The sequence below is a fragment of the Streptomyces sp. NPDC002057 genome (genome assembly GCF_040296665.1).
Classification (GTDB): Bacteria; Actinomycetota; Actinomycetes; order Streptomycetales; family Streptomycetaceae; genus Streptomyces.
This window is the reverse complement of the sequence record NZ_JBEOXR010000005.1, coordinates 151,343-164,306: the sequence shown is the minus strand read 5'-3', so window position 1 is coordinate 164,306 and position 12,964 is coordinate 151,343. Positions and strand designations below refer to the sequence as shown.

At 71.6% G+C, this 12,964-nt stretch carries 12 protein-coding genes; 7 read left to right on the top strand and 5 right to left on the bottom strand.

Annotation, left to right across the window (positions count from 1 at the left end):
* Positions 1-31: 31 nt before the first annotated feature.
* The 3 genes from moaC to galU are packed head-to-tail and all read right to left on the bottom strand — an operon-like array spanning position 32 to position 2,882.
* Entirely contained in the window at positions 32-517 is a 486-nt protein-coding gene (moaC, locus tag ABT129_RS06620) for a cyclic pyranopterin monophosphate synthase MoaC (RefSeq protein WP_351897397.1), read from the bottom strand.
* 57 nt (positions 518-574) lie between these two features.
* Positions 575-1,966, bottom strand: a complete 1,392-nt coding sequence (gene glp / locus ABT129_RS06615) for a molybdotransferase-like divisome protein Glp (protein WP_502981669.1) — start codon at positions 1,964-1,966, stop codon at positions 575-577.
* Between the two features lie 4 nt (positions 1,967-1,970).
* Positions 1,971-2,882 carry a UTP--glucose-1-phosphate uridylyltransferase GalU gene (gene galU, locus ABT129_RS06610; RefSeq protein WP_351897395.1) on the bottom strand — a complete coding sequence of 304 codons (912 nt, stop codon included), beginning with the start codon at positions 2,880-2,882 and terminating at the stop codon, positions 1,971-1,973.
* Positions 2,883-2,986: 104 nt separating this feature from the next.
* Here galU and ABT129_RS06605 point away from each other — a divergent pair, with 104 nt between their 5' ends.
* The gene (locus ABT129_RS06605; protein WP_351897392.1) at positions 2,987-3,580 is read left to right on the top strand and encodes a 5-formyltetrahydrofolate cyclo-ligase; all 594 of its coding nucleotides are present in this window, start codon (positions 2,987-2,989) and stop codon (positions 3,578-3,580) included.
* 18 nt (positions 3,581-3,598) lie between these two features.
* Here ABT129_RS06605 and ABT129_RS06600 read toward each other — a convergent pair whose 3' ends face one another.
* The gene (locus ABT129_RS06600; RefSeq protein WP_351897388.1) at positions 3,599-6,346 is read right to left on the bottom strand and encodes a penicillin acylase family protein; all 2,748 of its coding nucleotides are present in this window, start codon (positions 6,344-6,346) and stop codon (positions 3,599-3,601) included.
* Between the two features lie 259 nt (positions 6,347-6,605).
* On the opposite strand from ABT129_RS06600, the gene ABT129_RS06595 reads away from it, so the two are divergent.
* The 6 genes from ABT129_RS06595 to mscL all read left to right on the top strand — a co-directional run bounded on the left by ABT129_RS06595 (position 6,606) and on the right by mscL (position 12,636).
* A complete protein-coding gene (locus ABT129_RS06595) occupies positions 6,606-8,117 on the top strand; it encodes a potassium/proton antiporter (protein WP_351897385.1) in 1,512 nt (503 codons plus the stop codon).
* Positions 8,118-8,381: 264 nt separating this feature from the next.
* Complete coding sequence (locus tag ABT129_RS06590) at positions 8,382-9,653, top strand: MFS transporter (protein ID WP_351897383.1); 1,272 nt, start codon at positions 8,382-8,384, stop codon at positions 9,651-9,653.
* 68 nt (positions 9,654-9,721) lie between these two features.
* The gene (locus ABT129_RS06585) at positions 9,722-10,060 is read left to right on the top strand and encodes an FmdB family zinc ribbon protein (protein WP_351897380.1); all 339 of its coding nucleotides are present in this window, start codon (positions 9,722-9,724) and stop codon (positions 10,058-10,060) included.
* 283 nt (positions 10,061-10,343) lie between these two features.
* A complete protein-coding gene (locus ABT129_RS06580) occupies positions 10,344-11,189 on the top strand; it encodes an S-methyl-5'-thioadenosine phosphorylase (protein ID WP_351897378.1) in 846 nt (281 codons plus the stop codon).
* Between the two features lie 298 nt (positions 11,190-11,487).
* On the top strand, positions 11,488-11,991 hold the full coding sequence (locus ABT129_RS06575; protein ID WP_351897376.1) for a hypothetical protein: 504 nt from the start codon (positions 11,488-11,490) through the stop codon (positions 11,989-11,991).
* 114 nt (positions 11,992-12,105) lie between these two features.
* Positions 12,106-12,636 (top strand): large conductance mechanosensitive channel protein MscL, encoded by a 531-nt coding sequence (gene mscL / locus ABT129_RS06570; RefSeq protein WP_351897373.1) that lies wholly within the window; start codon positions 12,106-12,108, stop codon positions 12,634-12,636.
* 19 nt (positions 12,637-12,655) lie between these two features.
* Here mscL and ABT129_RS06565 read toward each other — a convergent pair whose 3' ends face one another.
* Complete coding sequence (locus ABT129_RS06565; protein WP_351897371.1) at positions 12,656-12,877, bottom strand: hypothetical protein; 222 nt, start codon at positions 12,875-12,877, stop codon at positions 12,656-12,658.
* Between the last annotated feature and the right edge of the window lie 87 nt (positions 12,878-12,964).

Sequence of the window (12,964 nt, the reverse complement as noted above, 5' to 3'; positions counted from 1 at the left end):
CCGTGCGCTCCGGACACCCGGCCGCCGCGGCTCACGACCCGCTCCGCGTCCAGTGGCCCGACTTTCCGCCCGTCTTCTCCTCCACCCGTACGTCGGAGATGACCGCGCCCTTGTCGACCGCCTTCACCATGTCGACCACCGTGAGGGCCGCCACCGAGACCGCCGTCAGGGCCTCCATCTCGACGCCCGTGCGGTCCGTCGTCCTCACCGTCGCCAGGATCTCGACCGCCTCGTCCGTGACCGCCAGGTCCAGCGTCACGCCGGACACGGCGAGCGGATGGCAGAGCGGGATGAGCTCCGGGGTCTTCTTGGCGCCCATGATCCCGGCGATCCGGGCGGTGGCGAGCGCGTCGCCCTTCGGGACGCCCTCGCCGCGCAGCAGCTCGATCACGCGCGGCGAGACGAGGACCCGCCCGCTGGCGCGCGCCGTACGGGACGTGACGTCCTTCGCCGATACGTCGACCATGCGGGCCGCGCCCGCCTCGTCGATGTGGGTGAGACCTTGCTGCGTGCTCATCGCCGTGACACTCCCGGTCGCTGTGTGGGACGACACCGTACCCCCACCCTCGCCCCCTCAGCCGAGGAGGACCACTTCCAGCTCGGCGCCCGGCTCCACGCTCTCCGTCTCCTCGGGCACCACGAGCAGGCAGTCCGCGTGCGCGAGGGCCGCGATCAGGTGGGAGCCCGCACCGCCCACCGGGGTGACGGTGCCCGCCTCCGGGTCGTACGTCCCCCGGAGGAACTGCCTCCGCCCGGCGGGTGAGGAGAGCGTCCTGCCGCCGGCCAGCTCCGCCCGCACCCGGGGCCGGTGCAGCTCCTCGACGCCCATGAGGGCCCGGATCGCGGGCCGGACGAACAGCTCGAAGGAGACGTACGAGGAGACCGGGTTGCCCGGCAGCGCGAGCAGCGGGATCTGCTCGGCGCCGATCGCGCCGAAGCCCTGCGGCTTGCCCGGCTGCATGGCCAGCTTGCGGAAGTCGACCTGCCCGTCGGCGCTCAGCGCCTCCTTGACGACGTCGTACGCGCCGACGCTCACCCCGCCGGTGGTCACGATCAGATCGGCCCGGATGAGCTGGTCCTCGATGGTGGCGCGCAGCGACTCCGCGTCGTCGGCGACCGCGCCCACCCGGTACGCGAGGGCGCCCGCGTCCCGCGCGGCCGCGGCGAGCGCGAAGCTGTTGGAGTCGTGGATCTGGCCCTCGCCGAGCGGCTCGCCGGGCTGGACCAGCTCGCTGCCGGTGGACATCACGACCACCCGGGGGCGCGGCCGCACCCGCACGGTGCCGCGCCCGATCGCGGCGAGGAGCCCGATCTGCGGCGGCCCGAGGACCGTGCCGGCCGCGAGGGCCAGCTCCCCGGCCCGTACGTCGCTGCCCCGCGTGCGGACATGGGCGCCGGCCTCGGCGGAGCGGTGCACCCGGACCTCGCCGGCCGCGCCCTCGGGGGCGGAGCTCGCGGCGGTCATGCCGGTGGCCGCGCCCCCGCCCGTACCGCCGTCGGTCCATTCGACGGGGACGACGGCCTCGGCGCCGGGCGGCAGAGGGGCGCCGGTCATGATCCGGGCGGCCTGGCCGGGCCCGACCTCGGGCAGGCCGCCGGCGCCCGCGGCGACGTCGCCGACGACGGTGAGGACGGCCGGGAACTCCTCGGTGGCTCCGGCGACATCGGCGACCCGGACCGCGTACCCGTCCATGGAGCTGTTGTCGAAGGGGGGCAGCGCGACCGGCACCGTCACGTCCTCGACGAGGACGCAACCCTGCGCGTCGAGGAGTTGCAGCTCGATGGGTTCGAGCGGGCCGACCGTCGCGAGGATGTCGGCGAGGTGCTCGTCCACCGACCACAGGCCGCGCGCGGGCCCCGCGCAGGGGTCGGCCGCGCCCTGGGGGTCGCTCCGCTCGTCGCCGTGGACGTCGTGGTCGTGGCCGTGGTCGCCGGGGGACGGCGACGGTGCCGGGCTGCTGCTCAAGGTGCTACATCTCCTCGCTGACGTATCTCCGGAGCCAGGCCCGGAAGTCCGGTCCCAGATCTTCACGTTCGCACGCGAGTCTGACAATGGCACGCAGATAGTCCCCGCGGTCACCGGTGTCATAGCGGCGCCCCTTGAACACGACGCCGTGCACCGGGCCGCCGATCTTCTCGTCCGAGGCGAGCTTCTGCAGCGCGTCGGTCAGCTGGATCTCCCCGCCGCGGCCCGGCTCGGTCTCCCGCAGCATCCCGAAGACGGCCGGATCCAGCACGTAACGGCCGATGATCGCGTAGTTGCTGGGCGCCTCGCCGACGTCCGGCTTCTCGACCAGGTCCGTCACCTTCACGACGTCCGCGTCGACGGTCGCCTCGACCGCCGCGCAGCCGTACTGATGGATCTGCGAGGGCTCGACCTCCATGAGGGCGATCACGCTGCCGCCCTCCCGCTCCTGGATCTCCACCATCCGCGAGAGCAGCGGGTCGCGCGGGTCGATCAGGTCGTCGCCGAGGAGCACCGCGAAGGGCTGGTCGCCGACGTGCGGGGCGGCGCAGAGCACGGCGTGGCCGAGGCCGCGCGGGGCCCCCTGGCGCACGTAGTGCATGGTGGCGAGGTCGTTGGACTCCTGGACCTTGGAGAGACGTTCGCCGTCGCCCTTCCGGCTCAGGGCCTCCTCCAGCTCGTAGTTCCGGTCGAAGTGGTCCTCCAGGGGACGCTTGTTCCGGCCGGTGATCATCAGGACGTCGGAGAGACCGGCCGCGACGGCCTCCTCGACGACGTACTGGATGGCCGGCTTGTCGACGACCGGCAGCATCTCCTTCGGCGTCGCCTTGGTCGCCGGGAGGAAGCGGGTGCCGAGGCCGGCGGCCGGGATGACAGCCTTGCTGATCCGGCCGAGCCTGGGGAGCGACTGATTCATGCGGTGCACCTTAGTCGTTCGGAATGAGAGGAAGATGTGGCTTCGGTTAACTTCCTTCACATAAAGACAGTTACGTGAGTTTCGTCGATGGACAGGGGCCCGTCATGACACCGGAGATGTCCGAAAAGACCGTGCTGCGCGGCCGACTTCTCGCCGATCGTGCCGCGTTGAGCGCCGAATCCCTGGCGCTCACGGCCGATTCCCTCGCCCGCCGGGGACTGGAACTGGCCGAACTCGCCGGGGCGTCCACCGTCGCCGCCTATGTGTCCGTGGGGCGCGAGCCGGGCACGCGCGCGTTGCTCGACGCGCTCCGCGCGCGCGGGGTACGGGTCCTGCTCCCCGTCCTGCTCCCCGACAACGACCTGGACTGGGCCGCGTACGAGGGGCGGGAGGCGCTGGCGAAGGCCGGCCGCGGGCTGCTGGAGCCGACCGGGCCCCGGCTCGGCCCCGACGCCGTCTGCGCCGCCGACACCGTCCTGCTCCCGGGCCTCGCCGTCGACGGGCGCGGGATGCGGCTCGGGCGGGGCGGCGGCTCGTACGACCGGGTGCTCGCCCGGCTCACGCGCGCGGGCGCCGATCCGGCCCTGGTGGTGCTCCTGTACGCGGACGAGGTGGTCGCCCGGGTCCCGGAGGAACCGCACGACCACCCCGTGCACGCGGTGGTGACCCCGGAGGGAGTCACCCGCTTCCGGCCCTGAGCCCCGCCCGGCCCCCGGTCAGGGCCTGAGCTTCAGCGTGTCCTTCGTCGCCGCGTCCACGGCCGCCCTGCCGTACGCCCAGTCGAAGAGCTCGCCCTTCGCCCACGCGTCCGTCTGGTCGGTGTAGTGGGAGTTGAAGGCGTGCCCGGAGGCGCCGGTCAGGTTGATCCAGCGGGACTTGTCCCAGTCGCCGACGTTGACGACCATCCGCATCGACGGCACCCAGATCACCTCGTAGCCGCCGGCCGCGTTCCAGCCGGTGGCGTCGACGGCCGCCTCGCCGCCGCCCAGGTTCCACGGGCCCCGGTTGAGGAGCTGCTGCACGACGCCGGGTCCGGCGGTGCCGAGGGTCTGGTTCTTGAGGGTCAGCTGGTGGAGCCGGCCCCAGCTCCAGCTGGAGACGTCCTTGCCGAGCTTGGCGGTCAGCTCCCAGCGCGCGTCCTTCATGGCGCGGGCGAGCAGCTGGTCACGGGTCTCGGTGGCCTGGTCGGTGCGGTTGCCCGGGGTGACCCACCACTCGCTCTTCTCCTGCTTGAGGAGCGGGCGGACCACCTCGTACCAGCGGTCGCCGCCGTCCGGCTGCGCCGAGTCGGCGTCGCGCTGGCCGCATTCCCGTACGAGCTTGTTCTGCTCGTCGACCGGGCCGGTGGCGTCGGCCGGGCGGACGTTGATGCAGTCGCCCTCGGCGCGCAGCTCCTTGGGGAGCTTGTTGCCGAAGGAGAGCTTGAGGACGTTGCGCCAGACCGCGTTGAAGTAGGCGGCGGCGGCCGAGTCGGGCTCCTGGGTGTAGTCCCAGCCCTCCAGCAGCTTCTGCGCCTCGCGGACGGACGGGTCCGAGATGTCGATCTTCAGCAGGAGCGGGTTCAGCAGGGTCGCGATCTCGCTGCGGTTGTCCGTCTGCATGGTCCGCATGTCGTCCGGCGAGATCTTTCCGCCGTCCTTGGTCTTCGACTCGATCAGGTCGTTGATCCGCTGGCTGCGCGAGCCGTAGCCCCAGTCCTTGGTGAGCAGGTCGGGGTAGGTCCTGGAGTCGATCACGGCCTGGTTGGCGGTGACGATGTAGCCGCGCTTCGGGTTGTACTCGTACGGCAGCTGCTCGAAGGGGACGTACCCCTTCCACCGGTACTTCGCGTCCCAGCCGGGCGCCGGAAGCGTGCCGTCACCGGTGGCGCGCCGCGGGATCTTGCCCGGGGACTGGTAGCCGATGTTGCCCTCGGTGTCGGCGTAGATCAGGTTCTGCGAGGGGACCTCGAAGTCCTTGGCGGCGGCCCGGAACTCCTCGAAGTCCTGGGCGCGGTCGAGGGCGAAGATCGCGTCCATCGACCTGCCGGGCTGGAGCGCGGTCCACTGGAGGGAGACGCCGTAGCCGGTGCCGCGGTCGGGGGCCGCGTTGCCGACGGGGGCCTTCTGGCCGACCTTCTCCAGTTCGGAGGAGCGGTCGGAGACGAGCGGGCCGTGACCGGTGGAGCGGACGGTGATCTTCCGGTCGCTGCCGCCGGCGACCTTGATGGTCTCCTCGCGGGTGATGAAGGGCTCGACCTTGCCGTCGACGAGGTAGCCGTCCGGGCCGATGCGCTCCAGGTAGAGGTCGGTGACGTCGGCGCCGAGGTTGGTGAGACCCCAGGCAATCTTGTCGTTGTGTCCGATGATCACACCGGGCATGCCGGAGAAGGTGTAGCCCGACACGTCGTAACGGCAGGTCGCCGAGACCGAGCGGCAGTGCAGGCCCATCTGGTACCAGAGGGACGGCAGCTGGGGCGCGAGGTGCGGGTCGTTGGCGAGCAGCGGCTTGCCGGAGGTCGTGTACTGCCCGGAGACGACCCAGGAGTTCGAGCCGATGCCGTTGCCGTTGGGGCCGAGGAGGGCGGGGATGCCGTCCAGGACCTCGGAGAGCGCGCCGAGCTGGGACTGCGTACCGAGGTCGTCGGAGGAACCGGAGCCGGGAACGCTGCCCTCGGTCTCACCGGTGGTCAGGTCGTCGTCCTCGCCGGCCCTGGCCTTCGGGTCGAACTTCCCGGTGGACTCGTCGACCGCGCCCTGACCGACGATCGGCTGGTGGAGCGCGTACGGGTACTCCGGGTACAGCTGCTTGATCTGGCTCGCGCTCATCCGGCTCGTCATCAGCGAGCGGTCGATCTCGTCCTGCATGTTGCCGCGCAGGTCCCAGGCCATCGCCTTGAGCCAGGCCACCGAGTCGACCGGCGTCCACGGCTCGATCGCGTAGTCGTTGGTGAAGCCCAGGGCCGCGTACTCGACGGAGATGTCGGCGGGGTCCCGGTCCTTCAGGTAGGCGTTGACGCCCTCGGCGTACGCCTGGAGGTACTTCTTCGTCTCCGCCGAGAGGACCTTGTCGTACTCCTCCTGCGCGACCCGGCGCCAGCCGAGCGTGCGCAGGAACGAGTCGGTCTCGACCTGGCTCTCGCCGAACATCTCGGAGAGCCGGCCCGCGGTCACGTGCCGCCGGACGTCCATCTCGTAGAAGCGGTCCTGCGCCTGGACGTAGCCCTGGGCGCGGAAGAGGTCCGACTCGTTGTCCGCGTAGATCTGCGGGACGCCGTTCGCGTCGCGCTTCACCTCGACCTCGCCGGACAGCTTGTCGAGCCGGATCTCGCCCGTGGTCTGCGGGAACGAGGCCCGGACGGTGCTCACACCCCAGTACCCGCCGTATCCGACGCCCGCGACCAGGGCGAGGACCAGGACGAGGAGGATCAGGCGGGCGCGCCGCCCTTTCTTCTTGGCGGGAGGCGCGGTCGTGTTGGAGGGCATCGCTGTCCTTCGAGGGGCAGGGTGGTCCTGGAGTACGGGAGCAACCTTAGGCGCAGCGTCCGGACGGCCCGGACGCGGTGTCAGGAAGAGAACCGTACTGGTGAGCGGGAAGACGAGGAGAAGGCGTCAAGAAAACGTTAAAGATTAGGTAAGGTAACGAAGTGTCGGCCGCTGGAGGAACGATCCAGCTGCATGTGAGGGGAAGGAACGGCCACTGACTGTCCACGAGCTCAACGAACTCCTGCTCATCAGCTCCCTCGTGCTGCTGATCGCGGTCGCGGCCGTACGGATCTCGTCCCGGAGCGGGCTCCCCAGCCTGCTGCTCTACCTCGGCATCGGCATCGCCATCGGCCAGGACGGCATCGGCAACGTCGCCTTCGACAACGCCGAACTCACGCAGGTCATCGGCTACGCCGCCCTCGTCGTGATCCTCGCCGAGGGTGGCCTCGGCACGAAGTGGAAGGAGATCAAGCCGGCACTTCCCGCCGCGGTCGTCCTCTCCACGGTCGGCGTCGCGGTGAGCGTGGGCATCACGGCCGCCGCCGCGCACTACCTCGTCGGTCTCGACTGGCGACAGGCCCTGATCATCGGCGCCGTCGTCTCCTCCACCGACGCCGCCGCGGTCTTCTCCGTCCTGCGCAAGGTGCCCCTGCCCTCACGGGTCACCGGTGTCCTGGAGGCCGAGTCCGGCTTCAACGACGCCCCCGTCGTGATCCTCGTCGTCGCCTTCTCCACCGCGGGACCGGTCGACCACTGGTACGTCCTCGTCGGGGAGATCGCCCTCGAACTCGCCATCGGCGCGGCCATCGGCCTCGCGGTCGGCTTCCTCGGCGCCTACGGGCTCCGCCACGTCGCCCTGCCCGCCTCCGGCCTCTACCCGATCGCCGTCATGGCCATCGCCGTCGTCGCGTACGCCGCCGGCGCCATGGCCCACGGCTCCGGCTTCCTCGCCGTCTATCTGACCTCGATGGTCCTCGGCAACGCCAAGCTGCCCCACGCGCCCGCGAACCGCGGCTTCGCCGAGGGGCTCGGCTGGATCGCCCAGATCGGCATGTTCGTCCTGCTCGGCCTGCTCGTCACCCCGCACGAGCTCGGCCACGACTTCTGGCCCGCCGTCGTCATCGGACTGGTCCTGACGGTGGTCGCCCGGCCCATGGAGGTCCTGGTCAGCCTGGCGCCGTTCCGCATCCCCTGGCAGGAGCAGGCCCTCATGTCCTGGGCCGGCCTGCGCGGAGCCGTCCCCATCATCCTCGCCACCATCCCCATGGTGGCGAAGATCGAGGGCAGCGAACGGATCTTCAACATCGTCTTCGTCCTCGTCGTCGTCTACACCCTCATCCAGGGCCCGACCCTGCCCTGGCTGGCGAAGGCCCTGAAGCTCGGCGACTCCGGCGAGGCCGCCGACCTCGGCGTCGAGTCCGCGCCCCTGGAGCGGCTGCGCGGACACCTGCTCTCCGTCGCCATCCCCGAGCACTCCCGGATGCACGGCGTCGAGGTGGCCGAACTGCGCCTCCCGGCCGGAGCGGCGGTCACCCTCGTCGTACGGGAGGAGCGGAGCTTCGTACCGGGGCCCGCGACGGTCCTGCGGCGCGGCGACGAACTCCTCGTGGTCGCCACCGACCCGGTACGGGACGCCACCGAGCGGCGCCTGCGCGCGGTCGGCCAGGGGGGCAAGCTCGCCGGCTGGCTGGGCACGGGGGGCGCCACCGCGGCCTCCACCCCCACCGGCACGGCCCTGCGCTTCCACCGCTCAGGTGAGCGGCACCAATGATCATCCGATTAATCTGAGGCATTAATTACAGGGAGGAGCATTTTCCCAGGCGGGAAGCGGCTCCTCCCTGTACCATGAAGGCACACCTGATCGAACCAACTCTGCCTGACGCAGAGCTGGCGCGACCGTATGGCGGCCGTGGCGCCCCTCCGCAGTGGGGCCGGCCCGGTATCTACCGCAGTGACGCGCATGAGGACAGCTCTCGGCGACACCCGCACCACACATGCCGGGGACGCGCTACCAGGCGGCAGAAAGGCCAGGACCGTGGCGTCCACGGTCATCTCGGACAAGCGGCCCGGCTACGGCCGGCTGCTGCGCACACCCGGTGCGCTGTCCTTCCTTCTCCCCGGCTTCGCCGCCCGGCAGCCCTTCGCGATGCTGACCATCGGCATCGTCCTGCTCGTCCAGCACACCACCGGCTCCTTCGGCAGCGCCGGCGCGGTCGCCGCCGTCACCGGCGTCTCGATGGCGCTCTTCGCGCCGCAGAGCGGCAAGCTCGCCGACCGCTTCGGCCAGCGGGCCGTCCTGATCCCCGGCGTCCTCGTCCACACCGCCTCCGTCTCCCTGCTCGTGGTGCTCGCCCTCAGCGACGCCCCGCTCTGGGCCCTGTTCCTGGCCGCCGTGCCCGCCGGCGCCTCCGTGCCCCAGGTCGGACCGATGGTCCGGGCCCGCTGGGCCGCCAAGCTGGACGGCACCCCGCTGATGCCGACGGCCGCGGCCTTCGAGTCCGTGACGGACGAGTTCACCTTCGTCGTCGGACCCGTCCTCGCCACCGCCCTGTGCACCGGCGTCCACCCGGCCGCCGGACTGATCGCCGAGGCCGCCCTCACCCTCTTCGGCGGACTCTTCTTCGCCGCCCAGCGCGCCACCCAGCCCGCCTTCGGCGCCTCCTCGGCCACCGCCGGCGAGCCCCACCGCTCGGCGCTCTCCATCCCCGGCGTCCGTGTCCTCGTCGTCGCCTTCCTCGGCATCGGCTCCGTCTTCGGCGGCATGCAGGTCTCCCTCACCGCCTTCACCGAGGAGATCGGCAACCCCGGCGCCAACGGTCTCCTGTACGGCGTCTTCGCCGCCGGCAACATGCTCGCGGGCATCGCCATGGGCGCCGTCGCCTGGAAGACCGGCCCCCGCCGCCGCCTGATCCTCGGCTACGCCGGCCTCACCGTCGCCGCGTCCCTGCTGTGGACCACCCACTCGGTGCTGCTCCTCGGCGCCCTGGGCCTGGTCGTGGGCCTCTGCATCGCCCCCGCCCTGATCACCGGCTACACCATCGTCGAGACCCTGATCCCGGCCTCCGCCCGCACCGAGGCCTTCACCTGGCTCACCGGCGCCGTCGCGCTCGGCCAGGCCGCGGCCGTCACGGTCGCCGGCCGCCTCGCCGACGCGCACGGCGCGAGCACCGGATTCCTGGTGCCGATGGTGGGCACGGCGCTCGCCCTGGTCACGCTCCTCGCCCTGCGCTCGCGCCTCAAGCCGCGCGAGACGAGCCGGGTCGCGGCGCGTGGTATCGGTCACCGCGTGCCGGTGGCGGTGGACTGATCCCGCGGAATACGTCAGTATGGATTGTCGTTAGCACTCGATGAGTGTGAGTGCCAGGAGGAAGACAAGTGCCGACCTACCAGTACCAGTGCACCGAGTGCGGCGAAGGCCTCGAGGCGGTGCAGAAGTTCACCGATGACGCGCTGACCGAGTGCCCCCAGTGCGAGGGCCGCCTGAAGAAGGTGTTCTCGGCCGTCGGCATCGTCTTCAAGGGATCCGGCTTCTACCGGAACGACAGCCGCGGCTCGTCGTCCAGCAGCTCGCCGGCCGCGTCGAAGTCCGCGACCCCGTCGACTCCGTCCACGTCGTCCTCGACGTCGGACGCGAAGCCGGCCGCGTCGACCTCTTCGTCGTCCGCCTCCGCCTCCTCGACGTCCTCGTCGAGCACCGGAAGCTCGGTCGCCTGAGCCCTGCCGCCTGACCCCGGACGACGTCCTCACGTCCGTTCCGCATGTTCCTCACCGAGGGGCCCCGTCGCGTGCGACGGGGCCCCTCGGCGTTCCCGGGGGTGGCTGGGGGGGGCGGGGGCGGCTTGGGGTCCGGGGGCAGCTTGGGGTCCGGGGCGGCTGAGGGTCCGGGGCGGCTGGGGGTCCGGGGCGGCTGGGGTTCGGGAGCGGTTTGGGGTTCGGGGGCGGTTTGGGGTTCGGCGCTTCCCCGGGCGCCCCGTCCGCCGCGCATAGGGTGACCGCCATGGCGACCCATGATGCGTACGCGGACATCGGCGTGATCGGCGGCTCCGGCTTCTACTCCTTCCTGGAGGACGTCACGGAGGTGTCCGTCGACACCCCGTACGGCACCCCCAGCGACTCCCTGTTCCTCGGCGGGATCGCCGGCCGGAAGGTCGCCTTCCTCCCCCGCCACGGCCGCGGCCACACCGTCCCGCCCCACCTCATCAACTACCGCGCCAACCTCTGGGCCCTGCGCTCCGTGGGCGTACGGCAGATCCTCGGCCCCTGCGCCGTCGGCGGGCTCGCCGAGGAGTACGGGCCGGGCACGCTCGTCGTCCCCGACCAGCTCGTCGACCGTACGAAGGCCCGGGCGCAGACCTACTTCGACGGGGAGCGGCGGGCCGACGGGAGCGTGCCCCGGGTCGTCCACGTGACCTTCGCGGACCCGTACTGCCCCGACGGGCGGCGGGTCGCGGTCAAGGCCGCCCGGGGACGGGGCTGGGACCCGGTGGACGGCGGCACGATGGTCGTGATCGAGGGGCCGCGCTTCTCGACCCGGGCCGAGTCCCGGTGGCACGCGGCGGCCGGCTGGTCGGTCGTCGGCATGACCGGGCACCCCGAGGCCGTCCTCGCCCGTGAGCTGGGCCTCTGCTACACCTCGCTGGCGCTCGTGACCGACCTGGACGCGGGCGCCGAGACCGGTGAGGGCGTCTCCCACACCGAGGTGCTGCGGGTGTTCGGCGAGAACGTGGAGCGGCTGCGGGAGGTGCTGTCCGACGCGGTCGGCGCCCTGCCGGCCACCCTGGACCGGGACTGCCTGTGCACCCATGCGCACGACGGCTGGGACCTGGGGATCGAGCTGCCGTAGCCGGGGCAAACCACCCTGAGGGGTGAGGGAGTTGTCCACAGACGGGAGTCGATCCCCAGGCCGGAGCGGGGAGATGGGGCGGCCGGGAGAGTGGGAGCCGGGTCCGAGCGGACCCACTTCCCGAACCGACCCGAACCGACCCGACCAGGACGGCATCCCGATGACGACACTCTTCTCCTCTTCTCCTCCCGCGCCTTCCCTTTCTCCCTCCCCCTCCCCCTCTCCCTCCCTCTCCTCCTCCCTCGCCACGTCTCCGTCTTCGTCCTTCGCCCGGTCGTCCGTTCCGGCGGCGTGCGTGGTGCCGGACTTCGAGCCGCTGCGGGTACGGGGGCGGCACCGGCTGCGCAGGGCGGTGCGGCGGGGGCGGTGGGCACCGGCGGTGGTCCTGGCCCTGGTGGCGGCCGCACTCGCCGTCGCGAGCGGTGGGCCGGGGCCGCAGACTCCGTCGGCGGCGGGGGCGGGGGCGGGTGCGGGTGCTCCGATCTCCACCGTCGCCGCTCGCGCGCGGCCGCCCGTCGCCGTCCGACTGGTGTCCGCTCCGGTACGGATCGCCGACGCCGCGACCGTACGGCTGCTGCGCCCCGGCGACCGGGTCGACGTCATCGCCGCGCCCAACTCGGCGCTCGGCGGGGAGGGTGAGGCCCGTGTGGTCGCGACGGGCGCACGGGTGGCCGAAGTTCCGGACCCGGGCGAGACTCGTGCGGACGGAGGGGCGCTCGTCGTCCTCTCCGTGCCGCGTTCGACGGCGGCGACCCTCGCGGGTGCGGGTGTCACGTCCCAACTGGCGGTGACGATGTGCTGATTCGCACGGACTCCCTGGCAAGTCACCGTTCCGTGTGTACGGATTGGACGCCTCTGCGCCGTTCGCGGCCTAATGGCACGGCACACAGCATCACAAGCGACGAAAGGCACCTTGGTGGCCGAGAAGAAGGAAAGTCTGCTGGGAGGCTTCAAAGCCTTCCTGATGCGTGGCAACGTGATCGACCTGGCTGTGGCCGTCGTCATCGGTGCCGCGTTCACCAACATCGTGAACTCGGTGGTCAAGGGCATCATCAACCCGCTCGTGGGCGCCTTCGGCACGAAGGACCTGGAGAGCTACGCGTCCTGCCTGAAGGACCCCTGCAAGGTGGTCAACGGGGAGATGCAGGGCATCCAGATCCAGTGGGGCCTGGTCCTCAGCGCGATCCTGAGCTTCCTGATCACCGCGGCCGTCGTCTACTTCCTGATGGTCCTGCCGATGGCGAAGATCCTCGCGAAGCGCGCTGCGCACGACAAGGCGAAGGAAGGCGTCGCGGAGACCATGGAGATCAGCGAGCTGGAGGTGCTCAAGGAGATCCGCGACCACCTCGTCGCCCAGCGCGGCCCCGTCACGGGGACGGGCACGGGCACGGGTACGGGTGGCGGTTCGGGCCCGGCCGGTGGTTCGGGGACGCACCCCACCTCCTGACCGGCGGCCCGGGCCGGACTCAGAGGTGGTGCGGCGGCTTCTCGTCGAGGAAGCGCGCGAGGTCGGCAGCGCTGTCGCCGCCGGCCGGAGGCCGCTCGCCCCAACCACGGTCCGTGTCGTCCGAGGACTGCTGGTCCAGCGGATCGTCGAAGACGAGTGCCGGCTTCGGAGTGTTCTCGGGGCTCGTGCTTGCGCCGGGCCGCTTCGCGTCTCGCGGTCCGTGGGCGGGGGCGGTGCTCATACCTTCAGGGTACGCCCGCTCCCCCGCCCCGTACCCCTCTGATCAGCACTCTTCCGGCCCGCGCTCCTCTGATCAGCACTCTCCTGG

What these genes read in the sequence shown, in the direction of transcription:
- ABT129_RS06600 (WP_351897388.1), bottom strand. Translation starts at nt 6,346, where the DNA reads ATGCCCTCCAACACGACCGCGCCTCCCGCCAAGAAGAAAGGGCGGCGC.
- ABT129_RS06580 (WP_351897378.1), top strand. Translation starts at nt 10,344, where the DNA reads ATGGCGACCCATGATGCGTACGCGGACATCGGCGTGATCGGCGGCTCC.
- ABT129_RS06605 (WP_351897392.1), top strand. Translation starts at nt 2,987, where the DNA reads ATGACACCGGAGATGTCCGAAAAGACCGTGCTGCGCGGCCGACTTCTC.
- ABT129_RS06565 (WP_351897371.1), bottom strand. Translation starts at nt 12,877, where the DNA reads ATGAGCACCGCCCCCGCCCACGGACCGCGAGACGCGAAGCGGCCCGGC.
- moaC (WP_351897397.1), bottom strand. Translation starts at nt 517, where the DNA reads ATGAGCACGCAGCAAGGTCTCACCCACATCGACGAGGCGGGCGCGGCC.
- galU (WP_351897395.1), bottom strand. Translation starts at nt 2,882, where the DNA reads ATGAATCAGTCGCTCCCCAGGCTCGGCCGGATCAGCAAGGCTGTCATC.